Consider the following 26,128-nt stretch of genomic DNA (forward strand, 5'->3'; position numbering starts at 1 on the left):
ACCACGGCTTGCGTATCTCTGTCACCGAGATTGGCATACCGCCCCTTTCGAAAGGATTAACGGTATCTGCCCCAACCCTGAATTTCTGGACTGTTTGGCCCCATGACCGATTCCCGCCCCGTCGTGACCCGCTTCGCCCCGTCGCCCACCGGATACCTTCATATCGGCGGCGCGCGGACGGCGCTTTTCAACTGGCTTTATGCCCGTGGTCGCGGCGGCAAGTTCCTGCTGCGCATTGAAGATACCGACCGTGCCCGTTCAACCCCGGAAGCGACCGAGGCAATCCTGAAGGGTCTGACCTGGCTGGGCCTTGACTGGGACGGCGCGCCGGTCAGCCAGTTCGAAGGGCGCGAGCGTCACGCCGAAGTCGCGCGCCAGATGCTGGACAATGGCAGCGCCTATAAGTGCTTCTCGACCCAGGACGAAATCGAGACGTTCCGCGAAACCGCGCGGGCCGAGGGGCGTTCGACGCTGTTTCTGTCGCCCTGGCGGGACGCCGACCCCTCGACCTATCCCGATGCGCCGTTTGTCATCCGCCTGCGTGCGCCGCGCGAAGGCCAGACGGTCGTGCGCGATGCGGTGCAGGGCGATGTGGTTTTCGGCAACGACCAGTTGGACGACATGATCCTGCTGCGTTCGGACGGGACGCCGACTTATATGCACGCGGTCGTAGTGGACGATCACGACATGGGCGTTACGCATATCATCAGGGGCGACGACCACCTGACCAATGCCGCCCGTCAGCAGCAGGTCTATCAGGGCATGGGCTGGGATGTTCCGGTCTTTGCCCATATCCCGCTGATCCACGGTCAGGATGGGAAAAAACTGTCCAAACGCCACGGCGCGGTGGGCCTGCATGAATATGCAACCGCTGGTTACCCTGCCGCTGCGATGCGGAATTATCTGGCCCGTCTTGGCTGGAGCCATGGCGATGATGAGCTGTTCGATGACGCGCAGGCGATGGAATGGTTCGATTTGTCTGGAATAGGAAAAGCACCTGCCCGTCTGGATTTCAAAAAACTGGAACATGTCAGCGGTTATCATATCGGCCAGATGAACGATGCCGACCTGATGGAAGAAATCGCGGCCTATCTGCGCGAAACCGGACAAAACCCTTTGGAAACCGTGCAGATTGCGCGACTTGAGGCGATTCTTCCGGTGCTGAAAGCCAAGGCGAAAACCCTGCCCGCATTGCTGGAACAGGGTCATTTCGCGCTGGTCGCCCGCCCGCTGGAGGTTGAAGAAAAAGCGGCAACTGCGCTGGATACGGTATCCCGTGGTATACTAGTCGAATTGACTGCCGCATTGCAGCATGTTAGCTGGGTGCGCGAAGAGCTTGAGGCGGCCGCCAAACAAATTGGCGAGTCTCATGGACTGGGGCTTGGCAAGATCGCGGCGCCGCTACGCGCCGCTTTGGCAGGTCGCAGCTCTACCCCGAGCGTTTTCGATATGATGTTGGCGCTTGGCCGCGATGAGACGCTGGCCCGGTTGCAGGATCAGGCGGGCTGATCGCCCGTGCCCATCATCCGGCAACAAGCCGGAGACAGGTGTTATAGGAGACTGGGAATGGCAGAAAGCAAATCCGCAAAACTGCTGGTCGAAGGCAAGGAAATCGAACTTCCGATCCTTAGCCCGACGGCAGGCCCGGATGTCATGGACATCCGCAAGCTTTATGGTCAGGCGGACGTCTTTACCTACGACCCCGGCTTCACCTCGACCGCATCCTGTGATTCGACGATCACCTTTATCGACGGCGACAAGGGCGAGCTTTGGTATCGCGGCTACCCGATCGAACAGCTGGCCGATCAGTCGAACTATCTGGAAGTCTGCTACCTGCTGCTTTACGGCGAGCTGCCCACCGCGGCGCAGATGAAGGATTTCGAAACCCGCGTCACGCGCCACACCATGGTGCATGAGCAGATGCACAACTTCTTCCGTGGTTTCCGCCGGGACGCGCACCCAATGGCGACCATGGTGGGCGTGGTCGGCGCAATGTCGGCGTTCTATCACGACTCGACCGACATCTCGGACCCCCAACAGCGCGAGATCGCCTCGATCCGCCTGATCGCGAAGCTGCCGACCATTGCCGCGATGGCCTATAAATATTCGATCGGCCAGCCCTTCGTCTATCCGCGCAATGACCTGAGCTATGCGGCGAACTTCCTGCACATGTGCTTCTCGGTCCCGGCCGAGCAGTATCGCGTGGAACCGGCGCTGGCCAAGGCCATGGACCGGATCATGACGCTTCATGCCGACCATGAACAGAACGCCTCGACCTCGACCGTGCGTCTGGCGGGTTCGTCGGGTGCCAACCCCTTTGCCTGTATCGCAGCGGGCATCGCCTGCCTTTGGGGTCCGGCACATGGCGGCGCAAACCAGGCATGTCTGGAAATGCTGCGCGAAATCGGCAGCGTGGACCGCATTCCCGAATATATCGCCCGCGCCAAGGACAAGGACGATCCGTTCCGCCTGATGGGCTTTGGCCACCGCGTCTACAAGAACTTCGACCCGCGCGCCAAGGTCATGAAGGAATCGGCAGACGAGGTGCTGGAGCTTCTGGGCATCCACGACAACCCGACGCTTCAGGTTGCCAAGGAACTGGAAAAGATCGCGCTGGAGGACGATTACTTCGTCTCGAAAAAGCTGTATCCGAACGTCGATTTCTATTCGGGCATCATCCTTGAGGCGATGGGCTTCCCGACCGCGATGTTCACCCCGATCTTTGCGCTGTCGCGCACCGTCGGCTGGATCGCACAGTGGAAAGAGATGATCTCGGACCCGCAAAACAAGATCGGCCGTCCTCGCCAGCTTTATGTCGGCTCGCCCCGTCGCGACTATCAAGACATGGGCGAGCGCTGAGCGCGCGCCACGACCATCAGGACACACGGCCCCGGAGCGATCTCGGGGCCGTTCTTCTACGGCCCCACCACGTGCTTTGCGCGATCGGCTGGCAGGGTCGCGGCTATACGCCGGATTTCAGCCGGAACATGGACGCGGTGGTCAACGACCGGCTGCGCGCCGATCCGGCGACACCCGTGACCTTCACCTGGCAGGCGGATGCGATCTGCGCGCCCTGCCCCTCGCGGCGCGGCGACAGCTGCGTGTCGGCCCAGCGAATCTGGGGGCTGGACAGCCGCCATGCCGACGCGCTGGGGCTGGAGGGCGGCGAGACGATCACATGGGCCGAGGCGCAGGGCCGCGCCACATCGCGCCTGCGTCCCGATGATCTGGATTATCTGTGCCACGATTGCCGCTGGCTGGAACTGGGCATGTGCAAGTCCGCGCTGGCCGCGCTGCAAAGCCGCTGAACCACAGACCCGCCCCCCGCAACAAAGCCGCTTGCCTGAACGCAGGATGGGTGCGACATCAGGCACATGGATGACACATCGAAGATTGCGCTGATCACCGGCGCCTCGCGCGGGTTGGGTGCCGCATTGGCTGAAACGCTGGCGGCGCGGGGCTGGCACGTGCTGGCCGTCGCCCGCACCACCGGCGCGCTAGAGGAGCTGGACGACCGCATCCGCAGCGCGGGCGGCACGGCGACGCTGGCCCCGATGGATGTGGGCCAGCCCGAGCCGATGATGAAACTGGCCGAGGCGGTGGCCGGGCGCTGGGGTGGGCTGGACCTGTGGGTGCACACCGCGATCCATGCCGCCCCGCTTGCCCCGGCGGGCCATGTCGATGCCAAGGACTTTCAGAAATCGGTCGATCTGAACATTGTCGCCACGCGCGGCCTGATCACGCTGTTCGAGCCGCTGCTGCGCGCCCGCAATGGTGCGGCGCTGTTTCTCGACGACCCGCGCGCCGGTCAGAAATTCTTCGGCAGCTACGGCGCGACCAAATCCGCACAGATCGCGCTTGCCCGCAGCTGGCAGGCCGAGAATGAGGCGATTGGCCCCCGTGTCCACATCGCCACGCCCGCGCCGATGCCCACCGCAACCCGCGCCCGCTTTTTCCCCGGCGAGGATCGCGCAACCCTGACCCCCTGCCGCACCGAGGCAGAGCGGATCATCGCCTCAATCCTTTAACGCGCCAGCGCAAAGATGCGGTCGACATCCAGATGCGTTCCAAGATGCTGGGCCAGATGGTCCAGCACATCCTCGACGCCCGCGCCGTAATCCAGGGCTGACGACACACCCAGCCGCGCCAGCCATGCCGCGCGAAACGCATCGCTGGCAAACAAACCGTGCAGATACGTGCCCGCAACCCGGCCATCGGCGCGGGTTGCACCGTCGGGTTCGGGGATATGGGCAAAGGGGCGCGCGCAATCGGGGCCGTGGCTGCGGCCCATGTGGATCTCATACCCCTCGATCTGCGTGCCAAGCGCGGTGCCTGCAATGCGTGTCAGGCGCTTGTCGGGGGACATATGCGTCTCGATCTCCAGCAGACCAAGGCCGGGATCGCTGCCCGCCAGCCCGTCATGGCCCTGCGGGTCGTGCACCCATCTGCCCAGCATCTGATAGCCGCCGCAGATGCCCAGCACATGCCCGCCGCGCCGGATATGTCCGGCAAGATCGATGTCCCAGCCCTGCGCCCGCAGGAAAGCCAGGTCGCCGCGCGTGGATTTCGTGCCCGGCAGGATCACCACATCCGCGTCGCCCGGCAGCGGCTGCCCCGGCGCAACCATGGTCAGGCGCACGCCCGGTTCCGCCGCCAACGGGTCAAGATCGTCGAAATTCGCGATGCGCGACAGCATCGGGCAGGCGATATGCAGGGCGCCCGTGCCTGCCGCGCGGCGCAGGTCCACCGCATCCTCGGCGGGCAACAGGCTTGCATCGGGAAACCACGGCACCAGACCCAGATCGGGCCAGCCCGTCCGCTTGGCGATAAAGCTGCGGCCCCCGTCGAACAGCGACGGATCGCCGCGAAAACGGTTGACGATAAAGCCACGGATCATCGCGGCGTCGTCGGGGTCAATGACCGCCTGCGTCCCGACAAGCTGCGCGATCACGCCGCCCCGGTCGATGTCGCCCACAAGGATCACCGGCACATCGGCGGCACGGGCGAATCCCATATTGGCGATGTCGCGCGGACGCAGGTTCACCTCGGCGGGGCTGCCCGCGCCTTCGACGATCACCAGATCGTGCTGCGCCTTCAGCTGGCCGAAACTGTCCAGCACCGCGCCCATCAGTTGGGATTTCAGCCCGCCGTAATCCGCTGCCGCCGCCCGCGCCACCGCACGCCCCTGCACGACGACCTGCGCGGCCCGGTCTGTCTCGGGCTTCAGCAGCACGGGGTTCATATGGACCGAAGCAGCAAGCCCAGCCGCACGCGCCTGCAGGGCCTGCGCGCGGCCGATCTCTCCGCCGTCCGCGGTGACGGCGGCATTGTTCGACATATTCTGGGGTTTGAAGGGCGCGACACTGATTCCCCGCAGTCTTGCTGCACGGCAAAGCCCCGCCACCAGCAGCGATTTCCCGACATTTGAGCCGGTTCCCTGAATCATCAGCGCCCGCATGGAAGCCTCCGCTTGCCAATCCCGCCCTTGGTGACTAGATAGGCCCGTCGCTGAATGAAAGGCCCCGTGGTGGAAAACGTCGTCCTTACCGTGCATCTGATCCTTGCTGTCCTGCTGATCGGGGTCGTGCTGCTGCAACGGTCCGAAGGCGGCGGCCTTGGCATGGGCGGCGGTGGCGGTGGCAACGGCGTGATGACCGGGCGTCAGGCGGCGAACGCGCTGACCCGCATCACCTGGGGTCTGGCCGCAGCATTCCTGATCACCTCGCTTGCGCTGACGGTGATCGCGGCACGCAATTCCTCGAACGGCTCGATCGTCGATCAGCTTGGCCTTGGCGGGAATGATGAACAACCCACGACCACGCTGCCCGGCATCGGCGAATATGCGCCGCCGCCTGCGGCTGGCCAGCCCGTCCTGCCGCCGGTTCCGGGTGGCGCACAAGCGCCCGCAGGCAATGCCGCCGCACCCGCAACCGCACCTGCGGCGTCCGAGCCTGTGACGCCGCCGGCAGCGCAAACCCCTGCCCAGCCTGCGCCTGCGACGCCTGATGCGGCTGCACCCGCAGCCCCGGCCACCGAAAGCCCGGCAACCCCGGCGCCTGCTCCGGCCAACTGACACAACAAATAGGGGTGCCCTTTGGCACCCCATACGACAACTTGCGGTCCGTTGCGGCCACGGGGTTTATCGGTTATAACCTGACTCCCGTGATGCTGGCTTTTTTCGGGCCGCTTTCTCTATTTTGACAGACTCACGGGGGCCTCGGATGGCGCGCTATATCTTCATCACCGGCGGTGTTGTTTCTTCGCTTGGCAAGGGGCTGGCATCGGCGGCGCTGGGTGCGCTGTTGCAGGCGCGCGGCTATACGGTGCGGCTGCGCAAGCTGGACCCCTATCTGAACGTTGATCCGGGCACGATGTCGCCTTTCGAACATGGCGAGGTTTTCGTCACCGATGACGGCGCCGAAACCGATCTGGATCTGGGGCATTACGAACGTTTCACCGGCGTGTCGGCGCGCAAGACCGACTCGGTATCGTCGGGCCGGATCTATTCCAACGTGCTGGAGAAAGAGCGCAAGGGCGCCTATCTGGGCAAGACCATTCAGGTCATCCCGCACGTCACCAATGAGATCAAAGACTTCCTTGCCGTGGGCGAGGATGAGGTCGATTTCATGCTGTGCGAGATCGGCGGCACCGTCGGCGACATCGAGGGCCTGCCCTTTTTCGAGGCGATCCGCCAGTTCGCTCAGGACCGCCCGCGTGGCCGCTGCATCTTCATGCACCTGACGCTGCTGCCATATCTGGCGGCCAGTGGCGAGTTGAAGACCAAGCCGACGCAGCACAGCGTCAAGGAACTGCGCTCGATCGGGTTGCAGCCGGACGTGCTGGTCTGCCGCAGCGAACAGCCGATTCCGGAAAAGGAACGTGCCAAGATCGCGCTGTTCTGTAATGTCCGCCCCGATGCAGTGATCCCGGCCTATGACCTGAAGTCGATCTATGAAGCGCCGCTGGCCTATCACCGCGCCGGTCTGGATCAGGCCGTGCTGGACGCCTTCCAGATCAGCCCCGCGCCACGCCCCGACATGTCGCGTTGGGAAGACGTGATGGACCGGCTGAACAATGCCGAGGGTCAGGTCAAAGTCGCCATCGTCGGCAAATATACCCAGCTTGAGGACGCCTATAAGTCGATCTCTGAGGCGCTGACCCATGGCGGCATGGCCAACCGAGTCCGCGTCAAGTCCGATTGGGTGGACAGCGAAAAACTGGAGGGTCAGGGCGCGCATCTGCTGGACGGCTATGACGGCATCATCGTGCCCGGCGGTTTCGGCGAACGCGGGACCGAAGGCATGGTGGCGGCCGCGAAATATGCCCGTGAAAAGAAGGTGCCCTATCTGGGCATCTGTCTGGGGATGCAGATGGCCGTGATCGAGGCTGCGCGCAATCTGGCCGACATGCCCGATGCCGGATCCGAGGAATTCGACCATGAAGCCGGCGAAACGCGCTTTACCCCGGTGGTCTATCACCTGAAGGAATGGGTGCAGGGCAATTACACCGTCCAGCGCAAGCTGTCCGACGACAAGGGTGGCACGATGCGTCTGGGTGCCTATACGGCGGTGCTGACGCCCGGCTCAAAGATCTCGGAAATCTATGACGGTGCGACCGAGATCGAGGATCGCCACCGCCACCGCTACGAAGTAGATGCGAAATATCGCGAGCAGCTGGAATCGGCTGGCATGTCTTTTTCGGGGATGTCGCCGGACGGGCGCCTGCCCGAAGTCGTGGAATATCGCGACCATCCGTGGTTCATCGGCGTGCAGTCGCATCCCGAACTGAAATCCAAGCCCTTTGAACCTGCGCCGCTTTTCGCAGGTTTCGTGCGCGCGGCGATGGAAAGCGAACGGCTGGTCTGATCGCGCCAATTGCGGCATCATGGCGGCACCGAACCGATGGTCCCCATGATGCGTCTTGCCCTGATCCTTGCGCTGTTGGCCAGCCCCGTGCTGGCCGATGCGCCACTTTTCCTGCTGGACCAGACGCGCCTGCCCTTTGACCTTGGGCCGGGTGCGCCGCAAAACTCGCCCTCGCGCCAGTCGAATTCGCCCAATGCGGCCGCGAATTCATCGGCCAGTGCGGCGAATTCATCGGCCAGCTTTTCCAACTCCCCCCGCAACCCTGCCAATGAAAAGCGTGTCATCTTCACCTCGGACGGCGAGGTGGTGGGATATTACGTCCGCAACGATGCGGGCACGCTGAACCTGTTCGACCTGAACGGCAAACGTGTGCTTTACCGCCCCAAATCAGGCAAAAGCCTGTTTTCGGGGGATGGGCGCTGGTGCGGCACGGTGGCCGATGCCGAAGCCGGAAATTTCGCCTTTGGTGTCACGCGGGCCTGCGCAGGCTTGTTCTAAGTCTGCAATACGATACGCAATTGTCACACGGCCTCGCTAGACCGCGCACAAGAATGCAGGAGATGGACATGCAGGACGAAGCCCCGAAAAGCTGGCTTGAGGCAGAACTTGAAGACACGCTCGACGAAGATATTGAGATCGAGCTTGAAGATTCCATTCTGTCGCAGGAAATCGCCCGCATCTACCGCGACGCGCATCCCAACCAGATGCAGCGCAAGGAATATCTTGGCGAACTTCTGCGCCTGCAATCCGAACTGATCAAGCTGCAGGATTGGGTCAGCTATCACAAGGAACGGGTCGTCGTTATCTTCGAAGGTCGCGACAGTGCCGGGAAAGGTGGCGCGATCAAGCGCATCACCCAGCGCCTGAACCCGCGCGTCTGCCGCGTCGTGGCGTTGCCCGCGCCGTCGGATCGCGAAAAGACCCAATGGTATTTCCAGCGTTATGTGCCGCACCTGCCCGCGGGTGGTGAAATCGTCCTGCTGGACCGCAGCTGGTATAACCGCGCCGGCGTCGAGCGTGTGATGGGCTTTGCGACCGAACCGCAGGTCGAACAGTTCTTTAACGATGTCCCGGAATTCGAGCGTATGCTGGTGCGTTCGGGCATCCGCGTGATCAAATACTGGTTCTCGATCACCGACGAAGAACAGCAGATGCGCTTCCTGATGCGTATTCACGACCCGATGAAGCAGTGGAAACTGTCGCCGATGGACCTGCAGTCGCGCGTCCGCTGGGAAGACTATACCAAGGCCAAAGAGGAGATGCTGGAGCGCACCAACATCCCGGAAGCGCCGTGGTATATCGTTCCGGGCAATGACAAGAAACGCGCGCGCCTGAATTGCATCAGCCATCTGCTGAGCCTGATCCCCTATGAACCCGTTCCGCATGATGAAATCACGCTGCCGGATCGTGTGTTCAACCCCGACTATGAACGCGACATCCTGCCGCCGGAACTTTACGTCCCGCAGCGTTACTGATCGCACCGATCTTGCTTCGTCCCCGGTCAGGCTTGCGCCCGGCCGGGGATTTGTCATGACTGGGTTCCTGATATTTGCCAACGGAAAGGCCCGTCCATGCCCAAAGCCTATTGGATCGCCCATGTCTCGGTCGATGATCCCGCCGCATATGAGGCTTATCGCAGCGCCAATGCTGCGGCGTTTCAGAAATACGGCGCGCGCTTTCTGGTGCGGGCTGGCGCGCAGGATCAGCGCGAAGGCGCGCTGCGTCCGCGAAGCGTCGTTCTGGAATTCACCGATCTTGCGACGGCCCGCGCCTGCTATGAAAGCCCGGAATATCAGACGGCCCTGAAACTGCGTCAGCCCTGTTCGACGGCGGACCTGATCATCGTCGAAGGATATGACGACCAAGGCATGTGACGAATGCGTTATGTTTCGGGTGAACAACGCTTATTCGCTTCTGTCGGGGGCCGACTTGCCCTAGGATAAGGGTATGTTTCGCAATCTGCTCAGCCGCCTTTTCACCGACACGCCAAATACGGCAACGCTTTCCGCGCAGGATAGCGAAGTGGCCATCGCGGCCTTGCTTGTGCGGATCGCGCGGGCCGATGACCGCTATTCGGAAACCGAAAAGCGGCGGATCGAAGCCGTGCTGGCGCGTCGCCGTGGCCTGAACGCCGATGAGGCCGCCGAACGCCGCGCCGCAGCCGAGATGATCGAGGCCGAGGCCCCCGATACCGTGCGCTTTACCCGCACCATCAAGGATCGCGTAGATCTGGACGACCGCCAGAACGTCATCGCCGCCATGTGGGAAATCGCGCTGGCCGATGGCAGGCGCAGCGCGGAAGAAGACAGCATGGTGCGCCTTGTTGCCGGACTTCTGGGCGTGAACGATCGCGATTCGGCCTTGGTGCGTCAGCGGGTGCTGGACGATCTGGGCATTACGGGTCATTAGCAGGCACGTTGCGTCCCTGCCCGGAAAGTCAGGTAGGAAAGCGTTGCAATCCCGTAGCAAATAAAGCCTGATTAAGGCATGAGCCAAGCTAAGACCAATACCACCACAGCCGCCGACACCCCGGTGATCGAGATCAGAAACCTTCACAAGGCCTATGCCCAGCTGGAGGTTCTGAAGGGTGTCAGCCTGACCGCTCCGCGGGGGCATGTCATCAGCCTGATCGGCTCCTCGGGTTCGGGGAAATCGACGCTGCTGCGTTGCTGCAACCTGCTGGAAGACAGCCAGCAAGGCGAAATCCTGTTCGAGGGCGAGCCGGTGCGCTGGCGCGGCGAAGGTCTGGCCCGCGTGCCCGCCGATCGTGCACAGGTGACGCGGCTCCGCACCAATCTTTCGATGGTGTTTCAGCAGTTCAACCTGTGGTCCCACATGACCGTGCTGCAAAACGTCATGGAAGCCCCCGTCCATGTGCTGAAACGCGACCCGGCTGCGGTCGAAAAGCGCGCCCGCGAACTGCTGGCAAAAGTCGGAATCGGGGACAAGGCCGACAACTGGCCCGCCCAGCTTTCCGGCGGTCAGCAGCAGCGCGCCGCCATTGCGCGCGCTTTGTGCATGGAACCCAAGGCGCTGCTGCTGGACGAACCAACCAGCGCACTGGACCCCGAGCTGCAAAAAGAGGTCGTGCGCGTCATCAAGGATCTGGCCACGGAACACCGCACCATGCTGCTGGTGACGCATGACATGCGCCTTGCCGCCGATGTCAGCGATCACGTCGTATTCCTGCATCAAGGCCGGATCGAAGAAGAAGGCCCACCCGCACAGCTTTTCGGCGCCCCGCGATCCGAGCGTCTGCGCCAATTCCTAAGCGCCACAATGGCCGAATAAGACCAACAGGAGAGAATGATGAAGAAACTGATGCTTGCCGCCGCGGCGCTGGCGCTGACCACCGGGATGGGCATGGCGCAGAACGTGCGCCTCGCGACCGAAGGCGCCTACCCTCCCTATAACCTCGTCAACGACAAGGGCGAGGTGGACGGCTTCGAAATCGAGCTGGGCAACGAACTTTGCAAGCGCGCCGAACTGCAATGCACCTGGGTCAAGAACGACTGGGACAGCATCATCCCGAACCTGAACAGCTCAAACTATGACGCGATCATGGCGGGCATGAGCATCACCGAGGAACGCAAGAAGGCCGTGCTGTTCAGCCAGAACTACCTGCCGCCGACGCCTTCGGCCTATGCCGCGCCCGAGGCGGATGTGGACGTGACCCAAGGCATCGTCGCAGCCCAGACCAACACCATTCAGGCCGCGCATGTGGCAGAATCGGGCGCGGAACTGCTGGAATTCGCCACGCCCGACGAAGCTGTCGGCGCCGTCCGTAATGGCGAGGCCGAGGCGGTCTTTGCCGACAAGGACTTTCTTGCGCCGGTCGTGAATGAATCGAATGGCGCGATGGTCTGGGTGACGGGTCAGGACAACATCCCGCTGGGCGAAGGCATCGGCATGGCGCTGCGCCAATCCGACACCGCGCTGAAAGAGAAATTCGACACGGCCATCACCTCGATGAAGGAAGACGGCTCGCTGAATGAACTCATCAAGAAATGGTTCGGCGACGGCGCCGAGTATTTCTAAGAAAACAAGCCCCGCCCGTCCTGTCGGGCGGGGCGATTTGGTGACCCATGTTCGCATCCTGCGCCGATCCGAAAACGCTTGAAGGGCTAGCGTGGCTGTTTTGCTACCTCGGCTCGGGCAAGCATGTCCTGTTTTACCTGTCCTTTGGGACGGTGCTGCTTTTGCTGGCGATCACCGCACCGGCGGCGCTGCTTTTCGGCTTTGGCGGGGCGATGGCGTCGCGGTCGCGCATTGCACCCGTTCGCTGGTTCGGCAAGACCTACACCTCGATGGTCAGGGGCGTGCCTGACATCATCTTTTTCCTGTTCGTGCCGATCGCGCTGGACCAGGGCCTGGAATGGCTGCGCGCGCAAGCGTTCTGCGACCCATCGGTCCCGATCCGGCAGGGCAATGAATTCGTGGTCTGCGCTGCGGCCAAGCTGCCGCTTTCCACCTCGCCCGAATGGGTACACGAGATTTATGGCGTGGCGCTGGCGGTGATCGCATTCGCCATCGTCTTTGGCGCATTTGCCGCGAATGTGCTTTACGGCGCGATGAATGCCGTTCCCCGCGCCCAGATCGAAACGGCCGAGGCTTACGGCATGTCGCAGCGTCAGGTGAACCGCCGCATCCTGATCCCGCAAATGTGGACATATGCCCTGCCCGGCCTTGCGAACCTGTGGATGATCCTGATCAAGGCAACGCCGCTGCTGTTCGTTCTGGGGGTCGAAGATATCGTCTATTGGGCGCGCGAATTGGGCAGCGCCAAGACCAGCGCCTATTCCTATCCGCACCCGGATTGGCGGCTTTACTATTTCCTTGGAATTCTAGTGTTCTATCTGCTGATGACTTGGGGGTCGGAACGTATCTTCGACCGCATCCGCGCCCGGCTTTCTGCGGGTCAGGCCACCATGGCCGGTGAGGCCATGCGAAAGGCCGCGACATGAGCCAATGCCTGCAAACGCTGCAAGATTACGGCCTGCGCTCGCTTGGGATCGGGGAACGGTTGCTGCCGCGCACCGGCTTTAGCCTGTGCGAACATTTCGCGCTGATCGGTTCGGGGCTGATCTGGAACATCTATTTCGGCGCGCTGGCGCTGTTCTTTGGCTTCTTTCTGGCGAATGGGCTGGCACTGGCCAAGATCAGCGAAAACCCCATCCTGCGCAAACCTGCGGAATGGTTCATCTTTCTGTTTCGTGGCAGCCCGCTGTTCATCCAATTCTTTGTCGCGTATGAGGCGCTGGTCCAACTGCCCCGCGCCGGCATCGACATCTTCGGCCTGACTGTTGAAACCGGCTGGATCACGCGGGCATGGGCCGGGGCGCTGTTCGTGCTGACGCTGAACACTGCCGCCTATTCTGCCGAGATCTTCTACGGCGCGCTGCGCAACCTGCCCAAGGGCGAGCTTGAGGCGGCGGATGCCTATGGCATGACCGGCTGGACCCGCTATCGGCGCGTGGTCTGGCCCAATGCGATGCGGCTGGCATGGCCCGCCTATACGAATGAGGCGATCTTTCTGTTTCATGCCACGACGCTGGTGTTCTTTTCCAGCTTTCCGGCATTCCGCCAACAGGGCGACGCGCTGTATTACGCCAGCTTTTTTGCCGACAAGACCTTTAACCCCTTCATCGCCTATCCGATCGTTGCGGGTTACTTCATCCTTCTGACCCTGTGCCTGATTTCACTGTTTGGGGTCATCAACCGGCGGCTGAACCGCCATTTGCCGGGCGCGGTCAGGCGCATCCGCTATCGGCCAAATCTTCTCAGGTGACAAATGGACTGGTTGCGCGAGCATCCCGAAGTCAAAACCATCCGCGTGGCCGCTGCCGATCTGAACGGCATGGCCCGTGGGAAACGAGTTCCGGCACGTTTCGCCGATAAGATATTGACCGAAGGGACGAAATTCCCCTTCTCGGTGCTGAACATGGACATCTGGGGCGAGGATGTCGAAGACAGCCCGCTGGTCTTTCAGTCCGGCGACCCTGATGGGCTGCTGCTGCCCACGGAAAGGGGCTTCATGCCGATGCCTTGGCTGGAAGCTCCGACCGGCCTGCTGCCCCTTTGGATGTTCCATCCCGATGGCCGCCCCTATGATGGCGATCCGCGTCAGGCCCTGGCCCGTGTCGTTGAACGCTACAAGGCGGCGGGCCTGACCCCTGTTGTCGCCACCGAACTGGAGTTTTTCCTGATCGACGACAGCGGCGGCCAGTTGCGCGTGCCACCCAGCCCGCGTTCAGGCAAGCGCCGCACCGGGGCTGAAACCCTGTCGCTACGGGCGCTGGACGCCTTTGACCGTTTCTTCACCTCGCTTTACGATGCGTGCGAAGCGATGGACATTCCCGCCGATACCGCGATTTCCGAGGCCGCACCGGGGCAGTTCGAAATCAACCTGATGCACCAGTCGGATCCAATGAAGGCCGCCGATGATTCATGGCTTTTCAAGCAGTTGGTCAAAGGACTGGCGCGGCAATACGGCTTTGCCGGGTCGTTCATGGCCAAACCCTATGAAGAATGGAACGGCTCGGGGATGCATATGCACTTCTCGATTCTGGACATGCACGGCAACAACATCTTTGACGATGGCGGCGATCTGGGGACCGACAAGCTGCGCCACGCGGTCGCGGGTTGCCTGAACGCCATGCCCGGTTCGACCCTGCTGTTTGCACCGCATGAAAACAGCTACGACCGTCTGGTGCCCAACGCCCATGCGCCGACGGGCATCGGCTGGGCTTATGAAAACCGCACCTCGGCCATTCGCATCCCGTCATCTGGCCCCAAGGCGCGCCGGATCGAACATCGCGTGGCAGGCGGGGATGTGAACCCCTATTTGACGGTCGCCGCGATCCTTGGTGCCGCGCTGAACGGGCTGGAGGACGGCGTTGAGCCGCCCCCGCCGATCCAGGGCAACGCCTATGAACAGGGTCTGGCCCAACTTCCTGCGACATGGGGCGAGGCGATCGACACCTTTGCTACCTGCCCGCAGATCAAGCGCATCTTCCCCGCGCATCTGATCGAGAATTTCGTGATGACCAAGCGGCAGGAACTGCATTACATGGCCGAATTGTCCGACGAAGAAACTGTCGAACTTTATCTTGATACCGTTTGAAAAGGCGCGGGTTTTCCCCGCGCCCTAACCTTACAGGACCGCGTCGAAGGCCGGGATCAGCCGCGCCAGCGTGCCGTCTACGTCTGCCAGCTTGTCTAACCCGAACAGGCCAATGCGGAAGCTGCGAAACCCCTCGCCTTCGCCGACTTGCAGGGGCACGCCAGCTGCGATCTGATAGCCTTGGGCAAGGAATTTCTTGCCGTTCTGGATGTCGGGGTCGTCGGTATAGCAGACCACCACGCCCGGCGCGGCAAACCCATCCGCCGCGACCGAGCGCAAACCGCGCCGTGCCAGTTCCGCGCGGACGGCGTTGCCCAGCTTCCACTGCGCATCGCGCGCAGCCTCGAACCCCAGCGCCTCGGTTTCCTGCATCGCGGCGTGCAGACCGACAATCGCATCGGTTGGCATGGTCGCATGATAGGCGTGGCCGCCATCCTCATACGCCTTCATGATTGCGCGCCACTTCTTCAGATCCAGCGCGAAGCTGTTGGAACTGGTCTCCTCCAGCCGCGCGGCACCCCGCGCCGACAGCATCACCATCCCGGCCGAGGGCGAGGCCGACCAACCCTTTTGCGGCGCCGAGATCAGCACATCAACACCCGTTGCCGCCATATCCACCCAGACCGCGCCCGATGCGATGCAATCCAGCACCATGATGGCGCCGACCTCATGCGCGGCATCGGCGATCGCGCGGATATAGTCATCGGGCAGGATCATTCCCGCCGCCGTTTCGACATGCGGCGCAAATACGGCATCGGGGCGGGTTTCGCGGATCTTGGCCACCACTTCCTGCACCGGGGCCGGGGCAAAGGGGGCCAGCGGTTCGTTGCCCGCACGCTGCGCCATCATCACCGTGGTTTCGCGCGCAAAGCCGCCCGCCTCGAAGATCTGGCTCCAGCGGAAGCTGAAAAACCCGTTGCGCACGATCAGCGCATGGGCGTCGCGCCCGAACTGGCGGGCCACCGCCTCCATCGCGCAGGTGCCGCCGCCGGGGACCAGCGCCACGGCATCCGCCGCATAGACCTGCCGCAGCTTGGCCGAGATGTCGCGCATCACGCCCTGATATTTCTGCGACATGTGGTTCAGCGAACGGTCGGTGAACACGACCGAGAACTCTTGCAGGCCATCTGGATCGACATCGGGGCGAAGTCCGGGCATGGCTGTTCCTTTCCTGCTGCGGATATTTGCGGCCAGCCTAGTGCGGCCCGAAGTCATGGGCCAGCCCCACGAATTGGCTAGGGCTTGCCCGCCCGCGCATCGGCGATTACCTTGATGCCACACAATCTTTAAGGCCAATCATGCGTATCGGCATTTTGAAATGCGGCCAGTCGCCCGAAACCATTCGCGGCGAATTGGGTGACTACGACACCATGTTCCAGCGGATGCTTGCCGGACGTGGCTTTGAATTTACCAGCTATCACGTCGAGGGGATGCAGTTTCCCGCAAGCGTCCATGACGCCGACGGCTGGCTGCTGACCGGATCGCGCCACGGCGCTTACGAAGACCACGCCTTCATCCCCCCGCTTGAGGCATTCATCCGCGACGCCTATGCCGCGCATATCCCCATGGTCGGCATCTGTTTCGGCCACCAGATCATCGCGCAGGCGCTTGGCGGCAAGGTCGAGAAATATGCCGGCGGCTGGTCGGTTGGCGCGCAGGATTACGATTTCGGCGGAGAGCCGGTGACGCTGAATGCTTGGCATCAGGATCAGGTCACACGCCGCCCGACAGGGGCGCAGATTGCCGCGACCAACGGCTTTTGCGAAAATGCGGCGCTGGTCTATGACGACCGCGCCTTTACCGTGCAGGCCCATCCCGAGTTCGGCGACGACTTTATTCAGGGTCTGATCGACACACGTGCCAAGGGCGTCGTCCCCGACGATCTGCTGGCCCGCGCCAGCGCCCGGATGGGCGGGCCGCGCCAGTCCAGTGCCATTGCCGACCGGATCGAACATTTCTTCAAGGCGCCCCGCGCCCACAAGCAAGGTGCCGCATGAAAGCCAGATGGATCGAAGAAACGCCGCAGGCCGCGCAGGATTACGTGCAGGGCCGCCGCCTTGATGAGGTTGAGTGCATAGTCGCCGACATCGCGGGCGTTGCACGCGGCAAGGCCATGCCTGCATCGAAATTCGCACATCAGGAACGGTTCTACCTGCCGAACTCGATTTTCCTGCAGACGATTACCGGCGATTGGGCCGACAATCCGACCGGCGCCTTTACCGAGCCGGACATGATCCTGACACCGGATTTCTCGACCGCGACGGCAGCGCCGTGGACGGCGGATGTAACCTTGCAGGTCATCCATGACGTGACGAACCAGTCGGGCGATCCGGTCCCCACAGCGCCGCGCAACGTGCTGAAGCGCGTATTGGAGCTGTATCGCGAAAAAGGCTGGAAACCCATCGTCGCGCCGGAAATGGAGTTCTTCCTTGTCGCGCGCAATATCGACCCGAACCAGCCGATCATCCCGCCCATGGGCCGCTCGGGGCGTCGCGCGGCGGCGAAACAGGCCTATTCCATGTCGGCGGTCGATGAATACGGCAAGGTGATCGACGACATCTATGATTTCGCCGAGGCGCAGGGCTTCGAAATCGACGGCATCCTGCAAGAAGGCGGCGCCGGTCAGGTGGAAATCAACCTGAACCACGGCGATCCGGTGCATCTGGCCGACCAGATCTTCTACTTCAAGCGCCTGATCCGCGAAGCCGCGTTACGCCATGATTGTTTCGCCACCTTCATGGCCAAGCCGATCGAGGATGAGCCGGGCAGCGCCATGCATATCCACCACTCGGTCGTCAGTCTGGAAACCGGGCGGAACATCTTTTCGGACGAACAGGGGCGCGAGACGCCTGCCTTCATGCATTTCATCGGCGGGATGCAGCGCCACCTGCCTGCGGCCATCGCGCTGCTGGCACCTTACGTCAACAGTTACCGCCGCTATGTCCCTGATTTCGCTGCACCCATCAATCTGGAATGGGGTCGTGACAACCGCACCACAGGCTTGCGTGTGCCTATTTCCGGGCCCGAGGCACGGCGCATCGAAAACCGGCTGGCGGGCATGGATTGCAACCCCTATCTCGGCCTCGCGTCCAGCCTTGCCTGCGGTTATCTGGGTCTGGTCGAACAGGAAATGCCCCGCGCCGAATGTCTGGGCGACGCCTATATGTCGCAAGATGAGCTGCCCTATAACCTTGGCGATGCGCTTGACCTGATGGAGGAGAACGCGGCCATGCGCGACGTGCTGGGGGCCGAGTTCTTTGCCGTCTATCAATCGGTCAAGCGCAATGAATACAAAGAGTTCCTTCAGGTCATCAGCCCGTGGGAACGCGAACATCTGCTGCTGAACGTATGAACCTTCTGCACTCCAACGACCGGCTGGGGGAATATCCCCCCAGCCTTTACGCCGCAACGCGGGCGGATTTGCGCGCATTCCCCCCACTTGTGGGCGAGGCGCGGGCCGATGTCGTGGTGATCGGCGGCGGCTATACCGGCCTGTCCGCCGCGCTGCACTTGGCCGAGGCGGGGCGCGACGTCATCCTGCTGGAAGCACATCGGGTTGGCTTTGGCGCATCGGGTCGCAACGGCGGGCAACTGGGTTCGGGCCAACGGCTGGAGGTCGATGATCTGGAAGCCATGGCCGGACGCGAAGCCGCGCGCAGGCTGTGGGACATGGCCGAAGCGGCAAAGACGCTGACCCGCGATCTGGCCGCAATATCCGGCGTGCCGGTGGCCGATGGCATCGCACACGCCTTTCGCAAACCTGCCGAATTCGATCATGCGAAAGCGATGATCGACCGGCTTGCGCGGGACTACGACTATCACGCGATCAAGGCTCTGGACCGCGATGCGTTCCGGGCGCTGCTGCCTTCGGACGCCTATGTCGCGGGTGAATTGGACATGGGCGCGGGGCATCTGCATCCGCTGAACCTTGCGCTGGGAATCGCCCGCCTTGCCGATGCTGCCGGTGCGTGTATCCATGAATTGTCCGAAGTCACGGCGATCCAGCACGGCAACGCCACGCAGAAAACCGTGGTTACGACCGCGCAGGGCCGCGTCACCTGCGATCACCTGATCCTTGCCGCCAATGCCTATCTTGGCGATCTGGAGCCGAAGGTCGCGGCCCGCGTCATGCCGATCAACAATTTCATCGTCGCGACCGAGCCGTTGGGCGCGCGCCGGGCGCAGGTGCTGACCCGCGACATCGGTGTGCATGACACGAAATTCGTGGTGAACTACTGGCGCATCGACCCCGAGGGGCGGCTGATTTTTGGCGGCGGCGAAAATGTCAGCTACAGCTTTCCCAATGATATTTTCGCCAAGGTTCGCAAGCCCTTGCTTGAGATATATCCCGCATTGCATGATGTGCGCATGACCCATGCTTGGGGCGGCACGCTGGCGATCACCATGAACCGGATGCCGTGCTTTATACGGCCCGCGCCGAATTGCCTGTCGGCCAGCGGATATTCCGGGCACGGGCTGGCGATTGCGAACCTTGCAGGCAAGCTGATGGCACAGGCCGTCGCAGGTCAGTCCGAAGGGTTCGACGCCATGGCCGCCCTGCCCCAGAAGCCGTTCCCCGGCGGGGCCATGCTGCGCTGGCCGCTGCTTGTGGCGGGCATGTCCTGGTATTCGCTGCGCGACAGGCTGGGGATTTAGGCGATATGCGCCAGCGGGTCGCGGATACGTGCGACCTGCGCCACATCGCTTTCCGCCTCTAGCGCGGTCAGCAGCGCGTGCAGATGCTCGCGGTCACGCAGCTCGACCTCGACCCGCAGGCGGTAGAAATCGGGTTTGCGATCAACGAATTCCAGATCCGAGATATTCGCACCCTGCAAGCCGATCAGCGTGCAGATACGCCCCAGAACCCCCGCATCATGGCGGATGGTCAGCGACAAGTCGGTCGAATAGGCCGCAGGATGCTGACCTTCGCGCCAATGCAGATCGACCCAGCGTTCAGGACTGTCTTCGAACTCGGCCAGCACGGGGCAATCGATGGCGTGGATAACGACACCCTTGCCGCGATAGGTGATGCCGATGATCCGTTCGCCGGGCAACGGGTTGCAGCAGGGCGCTCGGGTGAATTCCTGATCCGCCTCAAGCCCGGCAACGGCGCGTTTGGCGTCGATCTCGCTGCGCTTGGCGGCAAGTTCGGGGTAAAGCGCGGACAGCACCTCATGCGCAGAAATCTCGGCGCTGCCGATGCGGGCCAGCAATTCGTCCGTATCCCCCAGCGCCATCGTCCGCGCCGCCGTGCGCAGCGCCTTGTCGGTGACGCGCCGCCCGACATGTTCGAACGCCACACGCACCAACTCTGATCCAAGCCGGATAAAGCGCGAGCGGTCTTCCTGACGCAGGCTGCGGCGGATCGCTGCCTTGGCGCGGCCCGTGACCACGATGTCCAGCCATGTCGGCTGCGGACGCTGACCCGAGGCGGCGATGATCTCGACCGACTGCCCGTTCTTCAACCGGGTCCACAGCGGCACACGGATACCGTCCACCTTGGCGCCGACACAGCTGTTACCCAGCCGGGTGTGGATCGCATAGGCAAAATCAATCGGCGTCGCGCCCTTGGGCAGCGGGATCACGTCGCCCTTGGGCGAGAAGCAGAAGACCTGATCCGAATACATCTCAAGCTTCACATGCTCAAGGAATTCGTCGTGGTCCTCCTCGCCGAAACGCTCGGTCAGGCTGGCGATCCATTCGCCCGGATCGACGGCAAAGGGGTTTTCCGTCCGCGCGCCGTCGCGATAGGCCCAATGCGCCGCAACGCCCGATTCCGCGACTTCGTGCATCTGGCGGGTGCGGATCTGAACCTCGACCCGCTTGCCGTCGCGGCCCGATACCGTGGTGTGGATCGAGCGGTAGCCGTTGGCCTTGGGCTGGCTGATATAATCCTTGAACCGACCCGGCACGGCGCGCCAACGGTGGTGGATCACGCCCAGCGTGCGATAGCAATCCGCCTCGGTCCGGGTCAGGATGCGGAAGCCGTAAATGTCAGAAAGCCGCGAAAAGGACAGCTGCTTTTCCTGCATCTTGCGCCAGATGCTAAAGGGCTTTTTCGCGCGACCGTAAACATCGGCCTCGATCCCCTCACGCTCAAGCTCGCTGCGAATGTCGGCGGTGATCTTGGGGATCACATCGCCGGATTCGCGTTGCAGGCTGACAAAACGGCGGATGATCGAGTTGCGCGCTTCGGGGTTGATGACCTTGAAGGCAAGGTCTTCCAACTCTTCGCGCATCCATTGCATACCCATGCGCCCGGCCAGCGGGGCATAGATGTCCATGGTTTCGCGCGCCTTTTGTGCCTGCTTGTCCGGGCGCATCGACTTGATCGTGCGCATATTGTGCAGACGGTCGGCAAGCTTGACCAGGATCACGCGAAGATCGCGCGACATGGCCATGAAAAGCTTGCGAAAATTCTCGGCTTGTTTGGAATGTGCGCCCGAAAGCTGCAGATTGGTCAGCTTGGTGACGCCATCGACAAGATCGGCAATCTCGCGCCCGAACATCTGCGACACCTCGCCCCAGGTCGAGCGGGTGTCTTCGATCGTGTCGTGCAAAAGCGCGGTGATGATCGTCGCATCGTCCAGCCGCATTTCGGTCAGGATGGCGGCCACGGCGACGGGGTGCGTGAAATACGGTTCGCCCGAGTGGCGGAACTGCCCTTCGTGCATACGACGCCCATATTCATAGGCGTCGCGGATCAGGTCTGCATTGGTGCGCGGGTTGTAGTTGCGAACAAGCGCGATAAGGTCTTCGACGTCGATCATCTCAGTGCCGAAAACCTCTATCGACTTAGCCGCGGCCTTGCGCTTCAAGCATCATGCGAAGCATGCGCTCTTCGGATTCTTCATCGACAGGCTTCGGACGGTCGATTTCGGCGCCAAGCAGCAGCGCCATCGCGTCCTCCTCCGGCTCATCGACTTCGATCTGGGTCTGGGTCGCTTCGATCATCCGCTCACGCAGGTCATCGACCGGCTGGGTTTCATCTGCGATCTCGCGCAGCGACACGACCGGGTTCTTGTCGTTGTCGCGATCGACGGTCAGCGGGCTGCCGGCCGCAATCTCGCGGGCGCGATGGGCTGCCAGCATCACGAGATCGAAACGGTTCGGAACCTTGTCAACGCAATCTTCGACTGTAACGCGGGCCATCGGTCACCTTTGGCTAGGAATCAGGGATCTGGGCGAAGCCGAATAGTTGGGCAATCGCCGCCGGAATGTCAAGTTGTGACGGGCTTTATACCCGCTCGCGCGGACGGTGGCAAGTCGGCCAGCATCTGCGTGACGGTGCGGCCCAATCGCGGGTGCAGCCAGTTCGGCGCGACCTCGGCCAGCGGCACCAGCACGAAGCCCCGATCCTGCATGCGGGGATGCGGCAGGATCAGCGTTTCCGGGGCAATCTGGGCCTGACGTTCTGCCGCAAGATTGCGCCAGTGGTCCTGGGTCGCGGCATCGGGCAGCACGGAATCGCCGTAAGCGATCAGGTCAAGGTCGATCCCGCGGGCCTGCCAGCGGCCATGACGCTCGCGGCCAAGCTCTGTTTCGACGTCATGCAAAAGATTGATCAAATCATAGGCAGAAAGGCTGGTTCGCAACGCAAAAGCCGCGTTCACGAATTCTGGACCGCTTTCTGCGGGATAAGCGGGTGTCCGCCAAAAGCGACTGATGCAAGTCACTGTAATATTGCTATATTGTGCAATTCGGGCGATTGCTGTGCGCAAGGTCTCGCTGGGCGAACCTGCCGAACTTGGCAGGTTTCCGCCCGCCGCGACCAAGGCTAGGTTCCCGTTTAGTAAAGATTTCTCAGTCATATCGAGGGTATCGTGTTTTACAAGGACGACCGGCTGGCGCTGTTCATAGACGGATCAAATTTATACGCCGCCGCCAAGTCACTGGGTTTCGACATAGATTACAAGCTCCTGCGGCAGGAATTCGAACGCCGCGGGAAGCTGTTGCGAGCCTATTACTATACGGCATTGCTGGAGAATGAGGATTATTCGCCCATCCGTCCGCTGGTGGACTGGCTGCATTACAACGGCTTTTCCATGGTGACCAAGCCTGCGCGCGAATACACCGATGCCATGGGCCGCCGCAAGGTCAAGGGCAACATGGACGTGGAACTGGTCGTGAACGCGATGGAGCTTGCGCCGCGTCTGGACCATGCCGTCCTGTTTTCCGGCGATGGCGACTTTCGCCCGCTGGTCGAGGCATTGCAGCGTCAGGGCGTCCGCGTCTCGGTCGTATCGACCATGCGCAGCCAGCCCCCCATGATCGCGGATGAACTGCGCCGTCAGGCCGACAACTTCATCGAGTTGGACGCGCTGCGCGACGTGATCGGTCGCCCGCCCCGCGAAAATAGCGCGGCACAGGAAAGCTGAACGCCGCCTTGAGGTTGGACAAGCACGCGCCCCGGTCATAAGACTGAAGGCCCGTCCCGACCGCAAGGAGAGCGCAATATGGGCCTGACGCCGATCTTCAACCCCGGCTTTGCGCCCCGCTCTGATCTGGCCGTCGTGATTGCCTGCGACGCCAATTACCTGCCCTATGCGGCGGTCCCAGCCCTTGCCATGGCTGCGGCCGCGCATGGCCATGACATCCTGATCGGCGGTCCCGAGCCCGTCGAAATGCCTGATGTGCTGACGCGCCAGGGCATCGGCCACGTCGCCGCACGGGACGAGGCATTGCTGGACGCCCTGCCCCTTGATGCCCGCCGCTCGCTCGCGACCTATATGGAGCTGTTTCTGGGCAATGCGCTGCGCGGCCATTACCGTCGGATTCTGGTGATTGACGCCGATATTCTTTACGAACGCGGCGATCCGGCGCGCCTGCTTTCGGCGGATATGCTGGGCCATGCCGTGGCCGCCGTGCGCGACAACCGGCAATGGCGCACACCGGGCCGCAAGGTGCGCGAATTCAAGATGCTGGGCGAACCCGCCCACCCCTATTTCAATGCGGGCGTCGTGATGATCGACACCGAAGGCTTTGCGACCCAAGACCTGCCCGCCCGCGCCGCCGATTTTGCCCGCAGCAAACTGGCCGGGCTGGGACGTGATCAGGCGCTGATGAACGGCATCCTGAAGGGCGACTGGGCCGAGATCAGCCCGCTTTGGAACTGGCAATTCACCAGCGCCTCGGCGCATCTGACGTCGATGGTGGATCCCTGCCTGATCCACTTCATCGGCACGCGTAAACCCTGGCTGGAAACGTCGCAGGGCATCGTTCCCATGCGGATGCGCGAGGCATTCGGGCGGGTGCTGTCGCAGCACTTTCCCAATGCGCCGCAGGTCGCGCGATCGGGCCGCAGGCATTGGCCGGAACCCGCCGCGCTGCGCGGTGCGCTGTTCCGCCAATGGCGAGCGGCGGGACCAATGCTGCGTTATCTGAACCGCTTTGCCGACCAATATACCATGGTCGATCCTCGGTCCTATTAGCGCTCGGTCAGCTTAAGCTCGATCCGGCGGTTCTGGGCATTCGCCTCGGGGCTTGTGCCCTCGGCAACCGGGCGCGTATCGGCAAAACCTGCAGGCAGCAGTCGTGCCGCCGGAAAGCCCAGATCATCGACCATATAGCGCACGACCGACAAAGCCCGCGCTTGGCTAAGCTCGCGGTTGTCGCGATAGCGGCCCTGACCCGATAGCGGCTGGCTGTCGGTATGGCCATCGACCCGGATGATCCAGTCGATTTCGGGGGGAATTTCCGCCGAAATCTGCTTCAGCGTTTCCGTCACGCGGGCGATCTGCGCCTGCCCCTCAGTGGAAAGCGTCGCCTCGCCCGTTGGAAACAGCACCTCCGAGGAAAAGACGAAACGGTCGCCCACCACCCGGATGCCTTCGCGCCCCTGCAAAATCTGCGAGATGCGGCCAAAGAATTCCGAGCGATAGCGCGCCAGATCGCGCGCCTCGGCCTCGGCCTTGGTCCGCGCCTCCTCCTCCAGCGTGCGGCGCTGGCGTTCCTCATCTGCGGCACGAACCAGCGCGACGTTCAACTGCCGGCCCAGATCCTCGACCTTCAAATCGGCAGCGCGTTTGTCATCCCCCGTGCTTTGCAGCACGACCTGCAACCGGCCCAACTGATCATTCAGCCCCGCGACCTGTTCGTTCAGCAGCGCGACCCGGCGCTGCTCCTCGGTCGAAAGCGCCTGTTGCTGCGACAGCTTTTGCTGGGCTAATGCCAGCAGCCCCGCCTGCCGTTCGGCCTCGGTCGCCTGCGTATCGGCGCGATTGCCCAGTTCGGTCTTGGCGGCTTCGGCGGCGGCCAGCAGGGTCAGCGTCTCCTCGGCCTTCTTGCGGGCGGCATCCAGCGCCAGAGCCGTGGCATTCAGTTCCGCATCCGATTTCGACAACCTTTCCTGCAGGGCGGCGGCGGCGGCGTCATCGGCCAACTTCTCGGCTTCGGCATCGCTCAGCTGTTTTCGCGTCGTGGCAAGTTGCGTGCCCGATTCCTCGTTCCGGCGACGCAGATCGGCAATCAGCGTCTCCAACGCTTCGCGCCGTGCTGCAGCCAACCGCGCCGCTTCGGTCTGGGCGTCGATCTCGGTCCGGGCATCGGCCACGGCAGCCTCGGATGCGCGCAGCCGCGCCCGCTCCGACGCCAGATCGCGATCCAAGACCTGAGCCCGGTCCTCGGACGTGGACAGCGCATCGCTCAGCGTTGCCATGCGCTGGCCCAATTGCTGCAATTCGCTTTCGCGCGCCGACACCTGATCGCCCAGCTGCTCAAGCTCACTGTCCTGCGAGGTGATGCGTTCGCGCAAGACAGATTGCAGCACCATGAAGATGGTCAGCGCAAAGATCAGCACCAGCAAAAGCGTGGACATGGCATCCACGAATCCCGGCCAGATCGTGGTCGAGAAACGGTCCCGCCCGCTGTTGCGGCTAAGCCCCATCACGAGCCTCCAGCGCACGGATGGCGCGGGTCAGTGCGGCCAGATCCTCGCGCAGTTCAGCAATCAGGCCGTCGCGACCGCTTGCAGCTTCCTCGACCAGACGGCCAAGCTGCACGTCGATCGAACGCAGGCGCATCCGCGCCTCGGGGTCGTCCTGCGCGGCAGGGGGATGGCCCGGCGCAGTCCGCGTCTCGGCCAGTTCGACCAGCCGCGCCTGCCCGTCCGCCAACCGCGCCAAAACCCGCGAGGTCGCAC

26 protein-coding genes are annotated in these 26,128 nt (G+C 62.7%); 20 read left to right on the top strand and 6 right to left on the bottom strand.

All coding sequences use genetic code 11. The features are described from left to right. Positions 1-102 precede the first annotated feature (102 nt). The 4 genes from gltX to FN835_RS04790 all read left to right on the top strand — a co-directional run bounded on the left by gltX (position 103) and on the right by FN835_RS04790 (position 4,028). Positions 103-1,509 carry a glutamate--tRNA ligase gene (gene gltX, locus FN835_RS04775; protein ID WP_142662056.1) on the top strand — a complete coding sequence of 469 codons (1,407 nt, stop codon included), beginning with the start codon at positions 103-105 and terminating at the stop codon, positions 1,507-1,509. Between the two features lie 57 nt (positions 1,510-1,566). Then, positions 1,567-2,859, top strand: coding sequence for a citrate synthase (gene gltA, locus FN835_RS04780; RefSeq protein ID WP_142662057.1), 1,293 nt, complete (start codon positions 1,567-1,569; stop codon positions 2,857-2,859). A 71-nt stretch (positions 2,860-2,930) separates the two neighbouring features. Further along, positions 2,931-3,308, top strand: a complete 378-nt coding sequence (locus tag FN835_RS04785) for a DUF1284 domain-containing protein (protein WP_142662058.1) — start codon at positions 2,931-2,933, stop codon at positions 3,306-3,308. Between the two features lie 66 nt (positions 3,309-3,374). Beyond that, entirely contained in the window at positions 3,375-4,028 is a 654-nt protein-coding gene (locus tag FN835_RS04790) for an SDR family NAD(P)-dependent oxidoreductase (protein WP_142662059.1), read from the top strand. On the opposite strand, the gene FN835_RS04795 is transcribed toward FN835_RS04790, so the two are convergent. Beyond that, positions 4,025-5,458: a cobyric acid synthase gene (locus FN835_RS04795; protein WP_142662060.1), complete on the bottom strand. Its 1,434-nt coding sequence runs from the start codon at positions 5,456-5,458 to the stop codon at positions 4,025-4,027. The two genes, FN835_RS04790 and FN835_RS04795, sit on opposite strands and share 4 nt — an antisense overlap. Before the next feature lie 54 nt (positions 5,459-5,512). On the opposite strand from FN835_RS04795, the gene secG reads away from it, so the two are divergent. From secG to FN835_RS04850, 11 genes are all read left to right on the top strand, one after another. Continuing rightward, positions 5,513-6,073: a preprotein translocase subunit SecG gene (gene secG / locus FN835_RS04800; protein WP_142662061.1), complete on the top strand. Its 561-nt coding sequence runs from the start codon at positions 5,513-5,515 to the stop codon at positions 6,071-6,073. 148 nt (positions 6,074-6,221) lie between these two features. Next, positions 6,222-7,865 carry a CTP synthase gene (locus tag FN835_RS04805; RefSeq protein ID WP_142662062.1) on the top strand — a complete coding sequence of 548 codons (1,644 nt, stop codon included), beginning with the start codon at positions 6,222-6,224 and terminating at the stop codon, positions 7,863-7,865. A 45-nt stretch (positions 7,866-7,910) separates the two neighbouring features. Continuing rightward, entirely contained in the window at positions 7,911-8,363 is a 453-nt protein-coding gene (locus tag FN835_RS04810) for a hypothetical protein (RefSeq protein WP_246098652.1), read from the top strand. Between the two features lie 68 nt (positions 8,364-8,431). Beyond that, complete coding sequence (gene ppk2 / locus FN835_RS04815; RefSeq protein ID WP_221930397.1) at positions 8,432-9,340, top strand: polyphosphate kinase 2; 909 nt, start codon at positions 8,432-8,434, stop codon at positions 9,338-9,340. A gap of 96 nt (positions 9,341-9,436) precedes the next feature. Further along, entirely contained in the window at positions 9,437-9,739 is a 303-nt protein-coding gene (locus tag FN835_RS04820; RefSeq protein ID WP_142662064.1) for a DUF1330 domain-containing protein, read from the top strand. A gap of 73 nt (positions 9,740-9,812) precedes the next feature. Continuing rightward, on the top strand, positions 9,813-10,274 hold the full coding sequence (locus FN835_RS04825) for a tellurite resistance TerB family protein (RefSeq protein ID WP_142662065.1): 462 nt from the start codon (positions 9,813-9,815) through the stop codon (positions 10,272-10,274). Positions 10,275-10,352: 78 nt separating this feature from the next. Next, the gene (locus tag FN835_RS04830; RefSeq protein WP_142662066.1) at positions 10,353-11,156 is read left to right on the top strand and encodes an ABC transporter ATP-binding protein; all 804 of its coding nucleotides are present in this window, start codon (positions 10,353-10,355) and stop codon (positions 11,154-11,156) included. Between the two features lie 18 nt (positions 11,157-11,174). Beyond that, a complete protein-coding gene (locus FN835_RS04835; protein ID WP_142662067.1) occupies positions 11,175-11,903 on the top strand; it encodes a transporter substrate-binding domain-containing protein in 729 nt (242 codons plus the stop codon). A gap of 47 nt (positions 11,904-11,950) precedes the next feature. Next, positions 11,951-12,829 (top strand): ABC transporter permease, encoded by an 879-nt coding sequence (locus FN835_RS04840; protein ID WP_142662068.1) that lies wholly within the window; start codon positions 11,951-11,953, stop codon positions 12,827-12,829. Beyond that, positions 12,826-13,653, top strand: coding sequence for an ABC transporter permease (locus FN835_RS04845; RefSeq protein WP_142662069.1), 828 nt, complete (start codon positions 12,826-12,828; stop codon positions 13,651-13,653). The genes FN835_RS04840 and FN835_RS04845 overlap by 4 nt, the downstream gene beginning before the upstream one ends. 3 nt (positions 13,654-13,656) lie before the next feature. Continuing rightward, a complete protein-coding gene (locus FN835_RS04850; RefSeq protein WP_142662070.1) occupies positions 13,657-14,988 on the top strand; it encodes a glutamine synthetase family protein in 1,332 nt (443 codons plus the stop codon). A gap of 30 nt (positions 14,989-15,018) precedes the next feature. Here FN835_RS04850 and FN835_RS04855 read toward each other — a convergent pair whose 3' ends face one another. Next, positions 15,019-16,146: an aminotransferase class V-fold PLP-dependent enzyme gene (locus FN835_RS04855; protein WP_142662071.1), complete on the bottom strand. Its 1,128-nt coding sequence runs from the start codon at positions 16,144-16,146 to the stop codon at positions 15,019-15,021. A gap of 140 nt (positions 16,147-16,286) precedes the next feature. Here FN835_RS04855 and FN835_RS04860 point away from each other — a divergent pair, with 140 nt between their 5' ends. Genes FN835_RS04860 through FN835_RS04870 form a run of 3 tightly spaced genes read left to right on the top strand, consistent with a single transcriptional unit; the run spans position 16,287 to position 19,644 of the window. Then, positions 16,287-16,985: a type 1 glutamine amidotransferase gene (locus FN835_RS04860; RefSeq protein ID WP_142662072.1), complete on the top strand. Its 699-nt coding sequence runs from the start codon at positions 16,287-16,289 to the stop codon at positions 16,983-16,985. Then, positions 16,982-18,340 carry a glutamine synthetase family protein gene (locus tag FN835_RS04865; RefSeq protein ID WP_142662073.1) on the top strand — a complete coding sequence of 453 codons (1,359 nt, stop codon included), beginning with the start codon at positions 16,982-16,984 and terminating at the stop codon, positions 18,338-18,340. The genes FN835_RS04860 and FN835_RS04865 overlap by 4 nt, the downstream gene beginning before the upstream one ends. Beyond that, entirely contained in the window at positions 18,337-19,644 is a 1,308-nt protein-coding gene (locus FN835_RS04870) for an NAD(P)/FAD-dependent oxidoreductase (RefSeq protein WP_142662074.1), read from the top strand. The genes FN835_RS04865 and FN835_RS04870 overlap by 4 nt, the downstream gene beginning before the upstream one ends. Here FN835_RS04870 and FN835_RS04875 read toward each other — a convergent pair. The 3 genes from FN835_RS04875 to folK form a co-directional block, all read right to left on the bottom strand. Further along, positions 19,641-21,758, bottom strand: coding sequence for a RelA/SpoT family protein (locus FN835_RS04875; protein ID WP_142662075.1), 2,118 nt, complete (start codon positions 21,756-21,758; stop codon positions 19,641-19,643). The two genes, FN835_RS04870 and FN835_RS04875, sit on opposite strands and share 4 nt — an antisense overlap. 25 nt (positions 21,759-21,783) lie before the next feature. Continuing rightward, a complete protein-coding gene (rpoZ, locus tag FN835_RS04880; protein ID WP_142662076.1) occupies positions 21,784-22,140 on the bottom strand; it encodes a DNA-directed RNA polymerase subunit omega in 357 nt (118 codons plus the stop codon). A gap of 68 nt (positions 22,141-22,208) precedes the next feature. Further along, entirely contained in the window at positions 22,209-22,799 is a 591-nt protein-coding gene (gene folK / locus FN835_RS04885; RefSeq protein WP_142662077.1) for a 2-amino-4-hydroxy-6-hydroxymethyldihydropteridine diphosphokinase, read from the bottom strand. Between the two features lie 12 nt (positions 22,800-22,811). On the opposite strand from folK, the gene FN835_RS04890 reads away from it, so the two are divergent. After that, on the top strand, positions 22,812-23,366 hold the full coding sequence (locus FN835_RS04890) for a LabA-like NYN domain-containing protein (RefSeq protein WP_142662078.1): 555 nt from the start codon (positions 22,812-22,814) through the stop codon (positions 23,364-23,366). 78 nt (positions 23,367-23,444) lie between these two features. Next, entirely contained in the window at positions 23,445-24,419 is a 975-nt protein-coding gene (locus tag FN835_RS04895) for a glycosyltransferase family 8 protein (RefSeq protein WP_142662079.1), read from the top strand. Here FN835_RS04895 and FN835_RS04900 read toward each other — a convergent pair. Then, on the bottom strand, positions 24,416-25,873 hold the full coding sequence (locus FN835_RS04900) for a peptidoglycan -binding protein (RefSeq protein ID WP_142662080.1): 1,458 nt from the start codon (positions 25,871-25,873) through the stop codon (positions 24,416-24,418). The genes FN835_RS04895 and FN835_RS04900 overlap by 4 nt on opposite strands. Positions 25,874-26,128: the final 255 nt, after the last annotated feature.

The organism is Paracoccus laeviglucosivorans (assembly GCF_900182695.1).
GTDB lineage: Bacteria > Pseudomonadota > Alphaproteobacteria > Rhodobacterales > Rhodobacteraceae > Paracoccus > Paracoccus laeviglucosivorans.